Origin of the sequence: Nonomuraea sp. NPDC059023 (assembly GCF_042740095.1) — a bacterium.
Taxonomy (GTDB): domain Bacteria; phylum Actinomycetota; class Actinomycetes; order Streptosporangiales; family Streptosporangiaceae; genus Nonomuraea.
Genome location: NZ_JBHYIO010000005.1, coordinates 76,884 through 94,111, shown reverse-complemented (window position 1 = coordinate 94,111; position 17,228 = coordinate 76,884). Strand labels below are relative to the sequence as shown.

Here is a 17,228-nt window from a genome sequence, read left to right as displayed (position 1 = left end):
TCCTCACCCCACGCGCGCCTCCCTAAAGTCGATCGTGAAGGGAGGCGCGACGTGGCACTCCGGCGGCTGCTGGCCAGGCACCTGCGCCCACGTCGCCGCGTGGTCGCCGCCGTCGTCCTCCTGCAGGTGGCGCAGACGGCCGCCCTGCTCTACCTGCCCACGCTCAACGCCGTGATCATCGACGACGGCGTGTTCACCGGCGACACCGGGCTGATCCTGCGCCTGGGCGCGGTCATGGCCGGCGTGTCCCTCGTGCAGGGCGGTGCCACGCTCGCCGCCGTCCACCTGAGCGCGCGTACGGCCATGGGGGTGGGCCGTGACCTGCGGGAGGCGGTTTACCTGCACGTCCAGCGCCTGTCCACGCAGGAGGTGGGCGCGCTCGGCGTACCCTCGCTGATCACCCGCACCACCAACGACGTCCAGCAGATCCAGACGCTCGCGCTGTCGCTGCTGACGGCGATCGTCGCGGCACCGGTCATGGCCGTGGGCGGGATCGTGATGGCCGTCCTCCAGGACGTCGCGCTGTCATGGCTGCTGGTCGTGCTCGCGCTGGTCCTCGGTGTCGTCACGGCGGTGCTGGTCGGCAGGATGCGGCCGTTGTCGCGGGCCGTACAGGAGCGTATCGACGCCGTGAACCGGGTGCTCAGGGAGCAGATCGCGGGCGTCCGGGTGACCCGCGCGTTCGTCAGGCAGGACGCCGAGCGCGCGCGCTTCGGGCGGGCGAACGAGGAGCTGACCGGCGTCTCGACCCGCCTGGGCTACACATCGGCCGCGCTGATGCCGCTGGTCGTCAACCTGGTCAACGTCTGCGGCGTCTTCGTGATCTGGGCGGGCGCGCAGCGGGTCGGCGGCGGCGGTCTGGGCGTCGGCGAGCTGACCGCGTTCCTCACCTACCTGGCCATGATCCAGACCGCCGTGCTCACCGCCGCCTTCGTCATCATGAACCTGCCCAGAGCCGAGGTCTGCGCCGTCCGCGTCGCCGAGGTGCTGGACACCGAGCCCGGCCTTGCGCCGCCCGCGAACCCGGTCCGCCGGATGCGCGCCCCCGGCCGCGTCGAGCTGCGCGGCGTGCGCTTCCGCTACCTCGGCGCCGAGCACGACGTGCTCCACGGCGTCGACCTGGTGGCCCGCCCCGGCACGACGACGGCGATCGTCGGCTCCACGGGCAGCGGCAAGAGCACGTTGCTCAGCCTGATCCGCCGCCTGTCCGACCCCACGGAGGGCACGGTGCTCTTCGGCGGCGAGGACGCCACCACCCTCGACCCCGGCCTCCTCGCCCGGTCGGCGAGCCTGGTCGAGCAGCGCCCGCACCTGTTCTCCGGCACCGTGGCCACCAACCTCCGCCACGGCCGCCCGCGCGCCACCGACGACGAGCTCTGGCACGCCCTCGGCATCGCCCAGGCCCGCGACTTCGTGCCCGGCCTCGACACGCCCGTCGCCCAGGGCGGCGCCAACCTCTCCGGCGGCCAGCGCCAGCGGCTGTCCCTGGCCCGCGCGCTGGTCCGCCGCGCGCCGGTGTACCTCCTCGACGACCCCTTCTCCGCCCTCGACCACACCACGGAGTCGCGGGTACGGCAGGCCCTCGCCGCCGAGACCGCCGACGCCACCGTCATCGTCGTGGTCCAGCGCGTGCGCGCCATCCTCGACGCCGACCACATCGTCGTCCTCGACGAGGGCCGGGTCGCGGGCGCGGGCACCCACGACGAGCTCGTCCGCGACAGCCCCGTCTACCGGGAGATCGTCCGCTCCCAGCTCGGCGAGGAACTGGTCGGATGAGCTTCGGCCGCACGGCCTGGCGCCTGCTGACGCTTCTGCGGCCGTTGCGCCGGTTGTGGGGCGTGGCGGTGCTCGGCCTGGCCAGCATCGTCCTCAACGTCACCGGCCCCCTGCTTCTCGGCCGCGCCACCGACCTCGTCGTCACCGGCGCGATCACCCGGCCGGAGCAGGGGATCGACGGCCGCGCCCTGGCCCTCACGCTGCTGAGCGCGCTCGCCGTGTACGCCGGTTCCGCGACGTTCTGGATACTCCAGCGGCGCTACACCACCCGGCTCGTCCAGGGCGCCATCTTCCACCTGCGGCGGGAGGTCGGGGAGAAACTCGGGCGGCTGCCCGTGCCCTACTTCGACCGGCAGCCTCGGGGGGAGGTGCTGAGCCGTACCACCAACGACGTCGACAACCTCGCGCAGAGCATGCAGCAGAGCATCGGCCAGATCACCAACTCCGCGTTCCTGATCGTGGGGACGCTGGGGATGATGGTCTTGATCTCGCCGTTGCTGGCGGGGGTGGCGCTGGTGACCGTACCGCTGTCGGTCCAGCTCACGCGGGTGGCGGGGCGGCGGGCGCAGGCGGAGTTCGCGCGGCAGTGGCAGGCCACGGGCGAGCTGAACGCGCACGTCGAGGAGGCCTACACCGGCCACACCCTGATCACCGCCTACGGCCGGGGCCGGGAGGCGGCCGATTCCTTCCGCGAACACAACGCCCGCCTGTACCACTCGTCGGCCCGCGCCCAGTTCGTCAGCGGCATCATCGGCCCGGCGACCGGGCTCGCCGGGAACCTCGGCTACGTGCTCGTCGCGGTCGTCGGCGGCCTGCAACTGGCCGCCGGAGGGCTGACGGTGGGGGCCGTGCAGGCGTTCGTCCAGTACTCGCGCGAGTTCGGCGGGCCGTTGACGGCGCTGGCCGGTCTGGCGGGGGTGATCCAGTCGGGGGTGGCGTCGGGCGCGCGCGTCCTCGACCTGCTCGACGCCGCGGAGGAGCCCGCGGACCCGCCTGGTACGGCCGCGCCGGTGCGGGGCCGCGTCGTCTTCGAAGCGGTCTCCTTCACGTACGGCCCCGCGGTAAGCAAGCCCGAGGCGGCGTTGGAACGCGCGGTCGCCCTCGAAAGCGCGGGAGTGCCCGGAGCTGTGTCCGCCGAGGCGGTCATCCGGGACGTTTCGCTGGTCGTCGAGCCGGGCACCACCGTGGCCGTCGTCGGCCCGACAGGCGCGGGCAAGACCACTCTGGTCAACCTCCTGATGCGGTTCTACGACGTGACGTCCGGCCGTATCACCATCGACGGGGTGGACATCCGCGACATGAACCGCGACACGCTACGCGCGGCCACCGGCATGGTCCCCCAGGACAACTGGCTGTTCGGCGGCACCATCCGCGACAACATCGCCTACGGCCGCACCGGCGCGACCGCGGCCGACGTCGAGGCCGCCGCCCGAGCCGCCCACGCCGACCACTTCATCCGCACCCTCTCCCACGGCTACGACACCGTCATCGACCAGGACGGCGGCGCCCTGAGCGCGGGAGAACGCCAGCTGATCACCATAGCCAGGGCCGTTCTCGCCGACCCGGTCATCCTCGTCCTGGACGAAGCCACGAGCTCGGTCGACAGCCGCACCGAACTCCTCATCCAGCAGGCGCTGACCCGAGCCCGCCGCAACCGCACCAGCTTCGTCATCGCCCACCGCCTGAGCACGATCCGCCAGGCCGACCTGATCCTGATGCTGCACAACGGCACCATCACCGAACAGGGCACCCACGAAGAACTGCTCGCCGCCAACGGCCCCTACGCCGCCCTCCACACCCCCCGGCCCTGAGACACAGCACAGTCACCAGCCACGGCACAGTCACCAGGCACAGTCCTTCCGGCGCTGGACAACCCTGCCCATCCGATCCGGGGCTGCGCACCCGGCCTCCGGCCGCGTCTCTCGTGCCGGGGCGGTATCCCCGCCGCGTCATTGGTGCCGAGGCGGTATCCCCGGGCACGGGGTCGTGCCCCGGGGGGCACGCGCGCTTGTGGGCATCCGCGCCCGTGCACCCGGTCTCCGGCCGCGTCACTCGTGCCGGGGCGGTATCCCCGCCGCGTCATTGGTGCCGAGGCGGTATCCCCGGGGCACGGGGTCGTGCCCCCCGGGGGGGACACACGCGTCTGTGGGTACCCGCGCCCGGGAGCACGCTCGCCTGTGGGGTACCCCGCGCCTGTGGCCTCGCGGGCTTGTGGGCGCTTGCGTGTGTGGGGCTGGCGGCATGGGGGCGCCGTGGGTCGGTGGGCGTGGGAGACTCGGGGGAAATCGATTTCCAGGGGACTGGAGGTGCGGTGGCGCAGATCACGATCAAGGATGTGGCCGGTCGGGCCGGGGTTTCTCCGGCCACGGTGTCGCGGGTGCTCAACCATGGGCCCACGGTGGCCGAGGAACTGCGGGAGCGGGTGCTGGCGGCCGTCCGGGAGCTGGGGTATCGGCCGAGTTCGCAGGCCAGGTTCCTGCGGACCCGTGCCACCACCGTCCTCGGGCTGATCATCTCGGACATCACGAACCCGTTCTTCACCTCGATGGTGCGCGGCGCGGAGGACGCCGCGAGCAAGGCGGGGTACTCGGTGATGCTGGCCAACACCGACGAGGACCTGGAGAAGGAGCAGCGCTCCATCGAGGTGGCCGCCGCCGAGAACATGGCTGGGGTGATCCTGTCACCGGCCTCGGCGACGCGTACCTCGATCGCGCTTCTCGCCGAACGCGGCATACCTGTCGTCACCGTCGATCGGCGGCTGCAGACGGCCAAAGTCGACCGGGTCGGGGTCAACAACGTCAAGGCTGCCCAGGACGCGGTCCTGCGGCTGGTGGATCAGGGGTGTCGGCGGATCGGGTTCATCGCGGGGCCGACCGAGGTGGCGACCGCCGTGGACCGGCTGGCCGGGTACCGGCACGGGCTGCGGGCCGCCGGTCTCGCCTACCGTCGCGAGCTGGTGGTGCGGGGCGACTACCGCATCGAGGGCGGGCGCGCCGCCGCCGCCGGACTGCTGCGTCTCAAACCCGGGCCGGACGCGCTGTTCGTGTCGAACAACCTCATGGCGCTCGGCGCGGCGACCGCTTTGCGGGAGTACGGCCTGCGCTATCCGGAGGACATCACGCTGGCGGTGTTCGACGACATGCGGTGGGCTCTGGGGCTGAGTGACGCGATGACGCTGATCTCGCAGCCCACGTACGAGATCGGGCGGCTCGCTGTGGAGCTGCTGTTGCGCCGCGTGTCGGGGGAGGGGTTCCCGCCTCGGCACGTGGTGCTGCCTGCCGTACTGGTATGACACGGTTCTTGACGGCGTCGCCGGGCCGCTTGACAATGCGGGAAATCGATTTCCCGAGGAGGCCGGGCACATGGACACCCGCTTACGTACCTGGACGGTCACGGGCAGCCTGCTCGCCCTGATCACCACCACCGCCCCCCACCTGCCCGCCGACGCCGCGTCGCACGGGGAGCGCGCAGCTCCCGGCCCGCTCCCGGCCGCAGCGGTGATGCGGGAAGGCCCCGCTCCGGAACCCCGGCAGGCGGCGCCGGGCCGGGAAAGCGTCTCAGCGGGACACCCCGAGGCCGCGCCGGGAAGGCGGCACTCGGGTTCGACGGTCTCGGGCGGGGAGGTTGCCCGGGACAGGCAGGGGGAAGCGGCGCGAGGAAGGTGGGGCGTGGGGGTCGCGCCGGGAGGGCGAGACCCGAAGGTGTCGGGAGGGTGGGGTGGGGGAGAGGGGCGGGGTGTCGTGGGGGTGGGGCGGTCGCCGGGGGTGGTGGTGGCGAAGGTTACGGGGGCGGGGTCGGGGACGGATCTGGCTTGGAAGGTCAATGCCACTGATCTTGGGATCATGTGGGACAACGGAGCCGGGGAGGTGCTGGCCGCCTTCGGGGACACCTTCGGGGACGGGTGGGCGCCACCGGGGGCGAACGGGGGTGACTGGCGGAGCCAGGTGCTCCTGCGGAGCGGCGACCGGGATCTGGCTGACGGGATGACCTTCAGCAGCGCGGCCACCGATCGGGCGGGGCATGCCAAGGAGCTGATCCCCAGCCGGAAGGTCGACGGTGACGAGATCACCGTCATTCCCACGGCGGGCGTGTCGGTGGGGACGCGGCAGTACATGGGGTACATGTCGGTACGCCACTGGGGCCCGCCCGGCCAATGGGACACCAACTACGCCGGCATCGCCTACTCCGACGACAACGGCCAGAACTGGACGGCGGCGACCACTCCCCGCTGGGACAACCCGGACGGCGGCAACCACTTCCAGATGGCGGCGATGGTCCGCCGAGACGGCTACGTCCACCTGTTCGCCACCCCCAACGGCCGGAGCGGCGCCGCCTACCTGGCCCGGGTCCCCGAGCGCCAGATCCTCGACAAGTCCGCCTACCAGTACTGGACCGGCTCCCAGTGGCGGCAGGGCCAGGACACCCTGGCCGCCCCGGTGGTGAACGCCCCCGTGGCCGAGCTGTCGGTGCAGTTCAACGCGTACACCGGCAAGTGGCTGATGACCTACCTGCAGGGCAGCGACGTGGTCCTGCGCTCGGCGGCGGCCCCGACGGGACCGTGGAGCGCACCGGCGCTCGTCGCGAGCTCCGCCGACTACCCCGGCCTGTACGGCGGCTTCATGCACCCCTGGTCGCAAGGCCCCGATCTGTACCTGACGCTGTCGGAGTGGACGCCGTACAACGTCTACCTCATCCGGATCACCCTGACCCCGGACGCCGCCGTCACCAACGCCAACCTGGTCCGCGACCCGAGCTTCGAGCGCCAGACCACCGGCACGGTCGCCACCCCGTGGGCCTGCCACGGCAACTGCGGCATCGACAACGGGACCTGGTCCTTCACCGCCGACCGCAATGCGTTCGCTCGCTACAACCGGGGCTGGCATGACCTGTACCAGGTGGTGCCGGTCGCGCCGAACACCCGCTATGTCCTGACCGGCTGGCTGCGGACCTCGGACAACAACGACAACGGCTTCTTCGGCGTCAGGGATCCGGGCGGCGCGCCGTTCAGCGAGACGAACTTCCGGGCGGTGGGTTCGTGGACCCGATACCGGGTCGCGTTCGACAGCGGCCCGCGTACCTCGGTGGAGGTGTTCGCCGGGATCTGGACCGACAACGGCGACATGTGGCTCCAGCTCGACGACGTCTCGCTCGTCCGCGGCTGAGAAATCGATTCCTCCGACAAAACCCCAGTACAAGACCGCAATCAGCCACTCACCGCGTCAGGGAGCCTCTTGACGCGTCCCGCCAACCGAGGTACGACGTCAGCAATCGATTTCTCAAGGAGGAACGACCGTGACCTACGGCCAGCACGGCAGCAGCCTCCGCGACCTGCCGAGGTTACGCGCGTACCGCCGCCGCCGGTCGTCGAGCTGGGACCGCACCGGCGGCAACGACGACAGGATCACGATCGAGCCCGGCCAGACCGTGACGCTGGCCGACCTGCGCGGGGCCGGCTCGGTCAACCACATCTGGATGACCGTCGCCCCCCGCGACCCCGCCACTCCGGAGACCGCCGACCGCGACTTCCTGCGCAAGCTCGTGCTGAAGATCTACTGGGACGGCTCCGAGCACCCCAGCGTGTTCGTGCCGCTCGGCGACTTCTTCGGCATGGGCCACGCGCGCACCGCCGACTTCGTCTCCGCCCCGCTCCAGATGAGCCCGCAGGACGGCAAGGCGTTCAACTGCTGGTTCCACATGCCCTTCGCCGACGGCGCCCGGTTCGAGCTGGTCAGCGAGTGCGCGTCGGAGGTGCTGTGGTTCTACTACTACATCGACTACGACGAGTTCGGCGAACTGGGTGACGGGCTGGGCCGGTTCCACGCCCAGTGGCGGCGCGAGTGCCCGGCCGACGGCCTGGAGCAGGGCGAGCTGTCCAACTCCGCGTGGCTGTTCGACGGCGCCAACACCGACGGCGCCGGGAACTACGTCATCCTCGACGCCGAGGGCCGCGGCCACTACGTCGGCTGTGTGCTCAACGTGACGAACCTGCGCCGGACGGCCGACTGGAACTGGTACGGCGAGGGCGACGACATGATCTTCATCGACGGCGAGGCCTTCCCGCCGAGCCTGCACGGCACCGGCACCGAGGACTACTTCAACACCGCGTGGTGCCCCAGCCGGCCGTACCACGCGCCCTATCACGGGATCACGCTCCCGGGCGGCGAGAACTGGAGCGGCCAGATCTCCCTGTACCGCTTCCACATCGAGGACCCCGTGCCCTTCACCACCTCGATCCGCGTGACGATCGAGCACGGGCACGCCAACCGGCGCAGCGACGACCTGTCCTCGGTCGCGTACTGGTACCAGGAGCTGCCGCACCGGCCGTTCACCCTGCCGCCCGTGAGCGCCCGGCTGATCTGAGGAGCGGGAAGGAGGAGACGTGCGAGTCATCCGGCTGACCGCGTGCCTGGCGGGCGCGGCGGTGCTGGCGCTCGGCTGCGGATCCGGCGCGGACACGCGGCCCGGCGGCAGGACCGAGATCACGCTGTGGCAGCAGAAGTTCACCGACCAGGAGGACGCCTGGTACAAGAAGGCCGTGGCGGCCTACAACAAGGCGCAGGACAAGGTCGTACTCAAGCACCAGATCGTCCCCGCCGACGCCTGGGACCAGAAGATGAAGGCGGCCCAGGCCGCGGGCAAGGCGCCCGACCTTTACACGCTCAACTACAGCAAGGCGCCGGGTTTCGCCCGCACCGGCCAGATCCAGGCGCTCGACCCGCTCATCCCGGCGGGCAAATGGACCGGGCTGCAGGAGCCCGTGCTGCGCTCGGTGGAGTACAAAGGCCGCAGGTTCGCCTACCCGATGCTGGTCGAGCCGTCGGCCGTCCTGTTCTACCGCAAGGACCTGTTCGCCAAGGCCGGGCTCGACCCCGACCGGCCGCCCGCCACCTGGGCCGAGCTCATCGCGTACGGCAAGCGGCTCACGACCAGGGACGTCTCGGGCGTGGTGACCGCCGGCAACGCCATCGACATGGCGTGGTCCACCTGGGGCCTGCAGTGGAACGCCGCCTCCCACCTGCCCATCAGCGACGACTGGGCGGCGCCGCGGGCGAGCGACCCGGCGTACCGGCAGCTTCTGCAGGTCTACCAGGCCCTCTACCAGCAGGGCATCATGCCCAAGCAGCCGCTCGCGCCGTACGCCGACGCCAACCCGATGGGCCAGGGCAAGGCGGCGATGATGGTCTGCGGCTCGTGGGCCGCGAGCGTCCTGCTGTCGGACTACCCCCAGCTCGTCCCGAACATCGCCGCCGCCGCGCTGCCGTCCTTCGACGGCGACGCCGCCAAGCCGACCGCGACCCTCGGCGGCTGGACGCTCGTCGTGGACGCCAAGTCGAAGCACGCCCAGCCCGCCGCCGACGCCATCGGCTGGCTGCTGGCCGGCGACACCCGGCTGCTGGTCGACTACTTCAAGATCACGAAGTTCTCCAAGTACTCACCGCGCGCGGCCGTGGCCGACGCGGTCAAGAACGACCCGGCCGCCGCGGAGAACCCCTGGGCCAAGATCATCGAGGATCAGGTGGTGGCCCGCGCCAAGCCGGAGCCGACCTACGACTGGGCCATCAGCCTGGCCTTCGGCAAGGCCATCGAGAAGGCGCTGCAGGGCAAGGACATCGATGCCGCGCTGAAGGCGGCCGACGCCGAGATCAGGGAGTTCATCGCGAAGAACGACCTCGCGGGCCAGGGATCTTGACGAGGCGCGGACGGGACACCGGGGCGGCGCTGCTCATGCTGGCGCCGCTCCTGGCCCTGCTGGGCGTCTTCGTCGTCTGGCCGCTGGTCCACGCGGCATACATCAGCTTCTACACCTGGAGCTTCTACGAGTCGCCCGTCTTCGTCGGCCTCGGCAACTACCTCGACGTGCTGACCGACCAGGCGTTCGTCGACGCGGTGCTGCGCGGCCTGGCGTTCTCGGCCATGGTGGTGCCGGCGCAGGTGGCCGTGGCGTTCGTCTTCGCCGTCCTGGTCAAGTCGCTCAGCCGGCGGATGGCCGCGTTCATGAAGGTCACGATCTACATCCCCGCGGTGATCTCCGAGGTGATCGCCGCCATCGTGTTCTCGCTCATCTACACCCACCGCGGCGGCCTGCTGAACTGGTTCCTCGGCCTGCTGGGCAAGCAGGAGGACACGGCCTGGCTCGGCGAGACCGGTACCGCGCTCGCCGCGGTCGCGGTGCCGGCGGTCTGGCTCGGCGTCGGCGTCGCCTCCCTGATCATGCTGGCCGGGCTGCTCGACATCCCCGAGACCTACTACGAGTGCGCCTCGCTGGACGGTGCCGGCCCGTGGACCAAGATGTTCCGGATCACGCTGCCGCTCATGAAGAACATCATCCTGTTCCTGCTGGTCACCGGGTTCGCCGCGTCGCTGCAGTTTCTCGTGCTGCCGTTGGTCATGACGCAGGGCGGCCCGGTCGACTCCACGACGCTGCCCAACCTGTTCATCTTCCGCCACTTCACCAACGACCTCTACATCGGCTACTCGATCGCCGCCGCCCTGCTGCTCTTCGCCGTCCTGGGCGCGGTCTCGGCGGTCATCTTCCGTCTCGTGCGATCGGAGAAGGCGATGGACGGATGATCGGGCGGATCATCAGGTACGGCACCGCCGCCCTGTTCACCGTGGCGGCACTGTTCCCGCTGGCCTGGATGGCCGTGGCCGGGTTCAAGGCCAAGACCGAGGTCGTGGCGACGCCGTTCCAGTTCTTTCCCGAGATGTGGCGCTGGGAGAACTACGCCCAGTTGCTCGGCGACGCGGCGTTCCTGCGCTCGCTGGCGGTCACGTTCACCGGCGCGGTCCTGTTCGCGGCGCTCAGCCTGGCCGTCAACGCGCTCGGCGCCTACGCCTTCGCCCGGCTGGACTTCGCGCTCAAGCGCACGCTGTGGTTCGTGGTGATCACCACGATGTTCGTCCCCGGCATCGCGATCATGCTCACCTCGTTCGTCGTCGTCACCCAGCTCGGCATGCTGGACTCGCTGGCCGTCCTGGTGATCCCCGGCGCCGCGTCCGGCCTGCAGGTCTTCTTCCTGCGCCAGTACTACCTCGGGCTGCCGGTCGCGCTGGAGGAGGCCGCCCAGCTCGACGGCGCCGGGCCGTGGCGCGTCTTCCTGCACATCTTCGTCCCGCTGTCCAAAGGAGCCTTCGTGGTCGTGGGGGTGACGTCGTTCCTGGCGTTCTGGAACGCCTACATCTGGCCGGTGCTGACGATCACCGATCCGGAGCTGTTCCAGGTGCAGCAGTACCTGGCGGCCTTCCGTTCCGACCGGAGCTCCGAGCTGAGCCTGCTCATGGCGGGCTCGGCGCTGGCCGCGCTGCCGGTCATCGTCCTGTTCCTGTGCTTCCAGCGGCACATCATCGCCGGCATCCGCATCTCGGGGCTGAAGTGAGGGCGCGGCCCATCCCGCACGAGCGGGGGCGGCACGTGGCCATGCCGCTCGGCGGGATCGGCACCGGCAACCTCGCGATCTGCGCCGACGGGGGGCTGCGCCAGTGGCAGCTCCAGAACTCGGGCAACCATCTGGGCGGCCTGCCGTACACCTTCTTCGCGCTGCGGGTGAGCACGTGGGAGCCGCCCGCGAACAGGACCGTCATCCTGCAGGCGCCGCCCCCCGCGCCGGGGGCGGAGGGAACGCCGCTGGTCAACGACGACCACGTGCCCGTGTGGCAGCGGGAACTGCTGGCGCGGCATCCGGGAGTGCCGGGGACGACCTTTCGCGGGCTGTATCCGTTCGCCCGGATCGAGTACCACGGGCTGCCGGTGCGGGCGGAGCTGGAGGCGTTCAACCCGCTGATCCCGCTCGACGTGGAGCGCAGTTCGCTGCCGGTGGCGATGTTCACGTTCACGCTGGCCAACGAGAGGGCCGTGCCGGCGCAGGTGTGGCTGGCGGCGGCCGTGCAGAATCCGGTGGGGCACGACGGGACCACCGCGGTCGAGGGCGTGCGCGCGGCCGGATACGGCGGCAACACCAACCGCGTGCGCCGCCACGGCGGGTGGAGCGCGCTGGTCATGGAGAACACGCGCGTGGATCCGGCCGCGCCGGGCGCCGGGCAGGCGGTGCTGTCGGCCGACTCGCCGCACGCGTCCTTCCTGCCGCAGTGGGCGCATCCGGAGGAGTTTCTGTCGTTTCTCGCCGGACGCGCCGTCTACGGCGACGCCGATCGGGTACGGCACGCGTCCTGGTCACCCGACCCCCAGACCGGCCGCGCCCGGCCGGGCCCCTCACCGGAGGGCCACACCTGGAACGGCGGCCTGGTGGCGCCGGTCACCCTCGAACCCGGCATGAGCGCCCAGATCCGGATGTGCCTCGCCTGGCACTTCCCCAACCGGTACGCGGACTTCATCCAGTTCGGCCCGCCGAACCCCGCCTGGGGCCCGACCCGCTTCTGGCTGGGCAACGCCTACGCCACCCGCTTCCCCGACGCCGTCGACGTGGCCGCCTACACCCAGGAACACTGGACCGGCCTGCGCGACGACTCGCTGAGCTGGACCGGTACCTTCGACGGACTGCCGGTGGAGACCGCCGAGCACCTCGCCGCGCAGGCCGCGATCCTGCGCAGCCCTTCCTGCTTCCGGGCCGCCGACGGCACCTTCTACGGCTTCGAGGGCGTGCTCGGCGCCTCCACCTCGATGTGGTCCGGCGACGTCGGCGGCTCGTGCCCGCTCAACTGCACCCACGTGTGGAACTACGCCCAGGCCGTCGCCAAGCTCTTCCCCACGCTGGAGCGCGACATGCGGGCCACCGAGTTCGGCATAGCGCAGGCGCCGCAGGGCTACCTCCCGCACCGCGTCCTGGCCCCCACCTACCTGCGCCAGCTCTGGGACGTCCCCATCGGCGGACCCACGGAGCCCGCCCTCGACGGCATGCTCGGCGCCATACTCAAGACCTTCCGCGAGGTACGGCACGGCGACCCCGCCGACCACCGCCCCGCCCTCCAACGGCTGCTCGGCCACATCCGCCGCACCTGGGACCCGGAGGCGACCGGCGTGCTGCGCGGCGTGCAACCGTCCACGCACGACATCGACCTGAACGGCCTCAACCCGTACATGGGCGGGCTGTGGCTGGCCGCGCTGCGCGCCGCCGCCGAGATGGGACTCGGCGACGACCTGCCCGAGCTGTTCGCCCGGGGCAGCGCCCTGTACGACGAGCGGCTCTTCAACGGCGAGTACTACATCCAGGAGCCGGAACCCGGCACCGACCACCAGTGGGGCACCGGCTGCCTGTCCGACCAGCTCATCGGCCAGTGGTGGGCACACCAGCTCGGCCTCGGCCACATCCTGCCGCGCGAGCACGTGGTATCGGCGTTGCGGGCGATCGTGCGGCACAACCTGCGTACCGGCTTCGAGGGGTTCGAGCATCCGTACCGGGTCTTCGCCGACGGTGACGACACCGGGCTGCTCATGTGCACGTGGCCGCGGGGCGGGCGGCCCGAGGTGCCGACCCGGTACTGCGACGAGGTGTGGACGGGCAGCGAGTACCAGGTCGCGGCGCACTGCCTGTGGGAGGGGCTGACGGAGGAGGCCGACGCCATCCTGGGCGGGCTCTGGCGCCGGTACGACGGGCGGCGGCGCAACCCGTACAACCAGATCGAGTGCGGCGACCACTACGTGCGCGCCATGGCGGGCTGGTCGGTGCTGGACGCGATGTCCGGCGCCACGTGGGACGCGGGCACGGGGCGGCTCACGGTGCGGGACCGGGGACCCGGCCGCTGGCCCCTGCTGCTGCCGACCGGCTGGGGCCACCTGACCCGCGACGCCGAGGGCGTCCACCTCACCTGCCTGTACGGCGAGCTGCCGGCAGGCGCCTCGGTCGAGGAACCGGTCAGAGGCCCGGCAGCGTGGTGAACGTGATGCGGTCGTACGGTGACCAGTTTCCCGTCTCGTACAGCAGCCCGACCCCCGCGTCGCCCAGATGCACCAGGTCGGAGTAGGCGGCCGGCACCCCGGACACGTGCCGGACGAACTGCCACGTCTGACCCGCGTCCTCGCTGACCCGCAGGCCCATCGCGGCCCGGTCGGTGAGGTGGGACGGGCCGGAGTACAGGAGCCGGCCGCCCGGCAGCGCCAGCACGCTGGCCTGGACGTCGGCGGTGACGATCGTGGCCTGGGCGCGGTAGGAGACCTCGAGGGTCTGGCCGCCGTCGCGGCTGTAGGCGTCGGCGCGGTTGCCGGGGCCGGTGCCGCCGCGGTCACGGCAGTTGAAGTAGAGGCGGCCGTCGGGCAGTTCGGCCAGGGTGGTCTCGTTCTCGTTGACGTAGCCGTTGGGGTTGGAGGAGGTGAAGCCGATCCGCCAGTTCGCGCCCTGGTCGTCGGAGTAGACGCAGTGGCCGCCGTAGTGCTTGGGCTCCGATCCGGTGTCACCGGCGGCGGGCGGGCGGGAGTGGCTGGCGCCGATGACGATCCGGCCGGAGGTGGTGACGATGCCGTGGCCGGGGCCGGTGGCGTACCAGCGCCAGGCCGGTTGTTTCACGGCGGCGGTGATCTCGGACGGCGGGCTCCACGTCGCGCCGGCGTCGTCGGAGCGCTGCAGGTAGACGCGGCGGGGGGCGGCGGCGCCGCGCATGATCTCGTGCTCGGTGGCCGCGCCCGCGTTGCGGCAGGTGAGCAGGAGGATGCGGCCCGACGGCAGGACCACGGGTGCCGGGTTTCCCGCGGTGTCGTTTCCGTGGCTGGTGACCACCTGGAGCGGGCCCCAGCTCCGGCCGCCGTCGGAGGAGCGGCGGCACACCACGTCGATGTCGCCGGTGTCGCTGATCGCCTGCCGTCCTTCGGCGAACGCGACCAGGGTCCCGTCCTGCGCGCGGACGATCGCGGGAATGCGGAACACCGGATAATCCGTGCCTGAGGCGAACACCACCGTCGACATGCGTTCGATCATTCCGCAGGATCGGCCCTCGCCGCTAGAGACCAACCGTCCCGGCGGCCGGGAACGCATGAGTAGGGCCTACTCATGCGCCATACCCGGATATGCCGGACCGTGCCTGGTATGGATGGTTTCCACGACACCACCACGGCCGGGGTGACCGAACTGCGCGTGCACGGGGTCTCCGGCACCCCGCCCGCCGACATCCTCAACCACCCCCACCCGCGGCAGGTCTGCGGCGACGACGAGGCCGGGTTCTACCGGCGGTGGTGGCCCGGCGGGCAGCCGACCGGCCAGGACGCCGACCTGCCCGGAGTCCGGCGCAGGGAGGCGTACGCGTGGGGCGGCCTCACCTCCGGCGGCAAGACGATCGCGCTGTGGTTGTTGCTGCTGCCGTTCGCGCTGGTCAACCTGGCGTACTTCATGCTGCCCCGCCCCGCGCCCGGGTCCGCGGACGGTACGCCGTCCCGCTGGGCGATCCTGCTGCGGGACGTGGCCGAGGCCGGGCTGCGGCTCTACGCGCTGCTGCTGACCGGGGCGCTGGTCGGAGCGGTGACCCGGGCCGCGGTGGACCTCGTCGGCTGGCAGTGCGCCGCGGCCGGCCGTGGCTGCACCCTGCCGGAAGCGCCGTCGTGGGTGCAGTGGCTGAACGCGCTGTGGCCGGAGGAGATCTCGCCCCGGCTCGCGCTCACCGCGCTGGTGCCCTTCGCCGTCGTGGTGCTGCTGTGGGTGATCGGCCGGCGGACCTGGATGCGTGACGAGGGTACGGCCATGCCGTCCAACGGGGCCGAGTCCACCTCCGCCCTCCTTGCCCAGCCGCGGTTGTGGCACGGGGAAGGGCCTGTGGGGCGGCTGCGGGCGCTCCATCTCGCGTTCGCGCTCGGGTCGATCGGGCTGGTGGTGGCGCTGCCGTACACGGGGATCGGGGTGGGGCTGGCCCTGACGCTCGCCAACGCGGGCGTGCAGGTGGCCGCGGTGCTGCTGGTGCTCCTGCCCGGCGTGGCCCGCCGCGTCAACCCCCGGTCGGACTCCGGCCGGCCGTGGCTCGACGGGGTGTGCGTCGTGGTGCGGTGGGCGGGGCTGGGGGCCTTCGTGGTCACGTTCCTGGTGGCGCTGAACGGGCTGCCCAACGGGGCGCCGGCCTACCGGCTGCCGACCGGTGTGCTGGGGCAGGTGACCTTCGCGCTGACGGTGGGGGTGGCGCTGTTGCTGCTGGCCGCCGTGCTGGGCCTGGCGCTGATGGACCGGCAGCGGGAGGCGCGGCGGCCGGTGGGCGGGATGGCGAGCTGGTTCGTGCTGATGGCCGCCACCGCCTGCGTGAACGCGCTCGGGCTCGGGGTCGTGTTCTGGACCGCCTCCTTCTTCGGGGTCCCCGACTCCATGAACACCGGGATCTCCGCCGGCGGTCCCGGCCGCCGCCTCTTCCTGGGTGACGAGACCTGGTGGACCGCCTCGCTGCTGCCCGTCGTGGGGGTGGGCGCGGTGGTCGCCGGCGTCGTCCTGGTGTGCGTCCGGCTCAGGGTGGCCGCGGCGCTGGCGTCCGAGCTGACGGAGCAATACGGGGCGGAGAACCAGAGCACGGTGGCGCGCATGTGGGCGCTGGCCTCGCTGACCGACAAGGCCGGGCTGGTCCTGGGGGTGCTGTCCGGGTTCGGGCTGGCGGGGTTCGCCGTGGTGACCGTCATCTACCAGCTCAACCTGCTCATCCCCGTGGGCGGGGTCGCCGGGCTCATGGCCACCCTCGGTAGCTGGGCGCTGGCCGCGCTGCTGGTCGGGCTGGTTCTGCTGGGCCGGCGTGCGTACAGCGACAACGGGCTGCGCCGGACGATCGGGATCTCGTGGGACATCTGCACGTTCTGGCCGCGGGCCATCCACCCGCTCGCCCCGCCCTGCTACACCGAGCGGGTCATCCCCGACCTGCTGCGCCGCCTGCGCACGCTCGCCCCCGGCGACACCGACCGGGTCCTGCTGTCGGGACACAGCCAGGGCAGCGTCATCGCGGTCGCCGCGATCATGCAGCTCGACCCGGAGATGAAGAAGCGCGTCAGCCTGCTGACGCACGGCTCTCCGCTGCGTCGCCTGTACGCGGCCTTCTTCCCCGCCTACTTCGGCCCCGAGTGCCTGAAGGAGGTGGCGAAGGTGCCGTGGATCAACCTGTACCGCCGCAGCGACCCGATCGGCGGCCCCATCTTCCACCGCATCCCGGACGCGGCCGCGGCCCCCGAGGAAACCGGAGAACCGGCCAGAGCGCCGGGGTCGATCACGGGGCCCGTCACGGAGTGGGCCACGGCGGCGACGACGGCGTCGGACACCGGTCCGCTCATGGGGTCGGTCACCCGCCCGGCGAGCGGCCACGTCGTCGACCGCCACTGCTGGGACCCGGCCCGCCCCGGGCACGGGGAACGGCTGCCCATCGCGTACTGGCACTCCGACTACTGGCTCGACCCCGCCTACCAGGAGTCCGTGGCCTTCCTGACCGCACGGCCCGGCGGCCCGGCCGTCACGGTCACCCGGGTCACGGCCCCGGACCAGGTGGGCTCGTAGCCGCGCTTACCTCCTCCTCGGGAAGGAGGCGGGGTTCGGCATCGGGCCGGAGGCGGG

Annotated in this window: 11 protein-coding genes; 10 read left to right on the top strand and 1 reads right to left on the bottom strand. The window is 71.7% G+C overall.

Features of this window, described 5'->3' with window-relative positions; genetic code table 11:
• Positions 1-51 precede the first annotated feature (51 nt).
• The 9 genes from ACFWYW_RS10525 (at position 52) to ACFWYW_RS10485 (ending at position 13,609) form a co-directional block, all read left to right on the top strand.
• A complete protein-coding gene (locus ACFWYW_RS10525) occupies positions 52-1,776 on the top strand; it encodes an ABC transporter ATP-binding protein (protein ID WP_379619535.1) in 1,725 nt (574 codons plus the stop codon).
• Positions 1,773-3,587 carry an ABC transporter ATP-binding protein gene (locus ACFWYW_RS10520; RefSeq protein ID WP_379619533.1) on the top strand — a complete coding sequence of 605 codons (1,815 nt, stop codon included), beginning with the start codon at positions 1,773-1,775 and terminating at the stop codon, positions 3,585-3,587. The genes ACFWYW_RS10525 and ACFWYW_RS10520 overlap by 4 nt, the downstream gene beginning before the upstream one ends.
• A 500-nt stretch (positions 3,588-4,087) precedes the next feature.
• Positions 4,088-5,068 carry a LacI family DNA-binding transcriptional regulator gene (locus ACFWYW_RS10515; protein WP_379619531.1) on the top strand — a complete coding sequence of 327 codons (981 nt, stop codon included), beginning with the start codon at positions 4,088-4,090 and terminating at the stop codon, positions 5,066-5,068.
• 70 nt (positions 5,069-5,138) lie between these two features.
• Complete coding sequence (locus ACFWYW_RS10510) at positions 5,139-6,938, top strand: DUF4185 domain-containing protein (protein ID WP_379619529.1); 1,800 nt, start codon at positions 5,139-5,141, stop codon at positions 6,936-6,938.
• 130 nt (positions 6,939-7,068) lie between these two features.
• Positions 7,069-8,136 (top strand): glycoside hydrolase family 172 protein, encoded by a 1,068-nt coding sequence (locus ACFWYW_RS10505; protein WP_379619527.1) that lies wholly within the window; start codon positions 7,069-7,071, stop codon positions 8,134-8,136.
• 19 nt (positions 8,137-8,155) lie between these two features.
• Positions 8,156-9,466, top strand: coding sequence for an ABC transporter substrate-binding protein (locus ACFWYW_RS10500; RefSeq protein WP_379619525.1), 1,311 nt, complete (start codon positions 8,156-8,158; stop codon positions 9,464-9,466).
• On the top strand, positions 9,463-10,347 hold the full coding sequence (locus tag ACFWYW_RS10495; RefSeq protein WP_379619523.1) for a carbohydrate ABC transporter permease: 885 nt from the start codon (positions 9,463-9,465) through the stop codon (positions 10,345-10,347). The genes ACFWYW_RS10500 and ACFWYW_RS10495 overlap by 4 nt, the downstream gene beginning before the upstream one ends.
• A complete protein-coding gene (locus ACFWYW_RS10490; protein ID WP_379619521.1) occupies positions 10,344-11,153 on the top strand; it encodes a carbohydrate ABC transporter permease in 810 nt (269 codons plus the stop codon). Before ACFWYW_RS10495 ends, ACFWYW_RS10490 begins: the two co-directional genes overlap by 4 nt.
• Positions 11,150-13,609 (top strand): GH116 family glycosyl-hydrolase, encoded by a 2,460-nt coding sequence (locus ACFWYW_RS10485; RefSeq protein WP_379619519.1) that lies wholly within the window; start codon positions 11,150-11,152, stop codon positions 13,607-13,609. Before ACFWYW_RS10490 ends, ACFWYW_RS10485 begins: the two co-directional genes overlap by 4 nt.
• On the opposite strand, the gene ACFWYW_RS10480 is transcribed toward ACFWYW_RS10485, so the two are convergent.
• Positions 13,587-14,630, bottom strand: coding sequence for an exo-alpha-sialidase (locus ACFWYW_RS10480; RefSeq protein WP_379619516.1), 1,044 nt, complete (start codon positions 14,628-14,630; stop codon positions 13,587-13,589). The genes ACFWYW_RS10485 and ACFWYW_RS10480 overlap by 23 nt on opposite strands.
• Positions 14,631-14,750: 120 nt before the next feature.
• Here ACFWYW_RS10480 and ACFWYW_RS10475 point away from each other — a divergent pair, with 120 nt between their 5' ends.
• Positions 14,751-17,171: a hypothetical protein gene (locus tag ACFWYW_RS10475; RefSeq protein ID WP_379619514.1), complete on the top strand. Its 2,421-nt coding sequence runs from the start codon at positions 14,751-14,753 to the stop codon at positions 17,169-17,171.
• Positions 17,172-17,228: the final 57 nt, after the last annotated feature.

Bases quoted from the DNA above. Each gene is read 5' to 3' on its own strand.
- ACFWYW_RS10510 (WP_379619529.1), top strand. From the start codon at position 5,139: ATGGACACCCGCTTACGTACCTGGACGGTCACGGGCAGCCTGCTCGCC.
- ACFWYW_RS10475 (WP_379619514.1), top strand. From the start codon at position 14,751: ATGGATGGTTTCCACGACACCACCACGGCCGGGGTGACCGAACTGCGC.
- ACFWYW_RS10520 (WP_379619533.1), top strand. From the start codon at position 1,773: ATGAGCTTCGGCCGCACGGCCTGGCGCCTGCTGACGCTTCTGCGGCCG.
- ACFWYW_RS10490 (WP_379619521.1), top strand. From the start codon at position 10,344: ATGATCGGGCGGATCATCAGGTACGGCACCGCCGCCCTGTTCACCGTG.
- ACFWYW_RS10480 (WP_379619516.1), bottom strand. From the start codon at position 14,630: ATGTCGACGGTGGTGTTCGCCTCAGGCACGGATTATCCGGTGTTCCGC.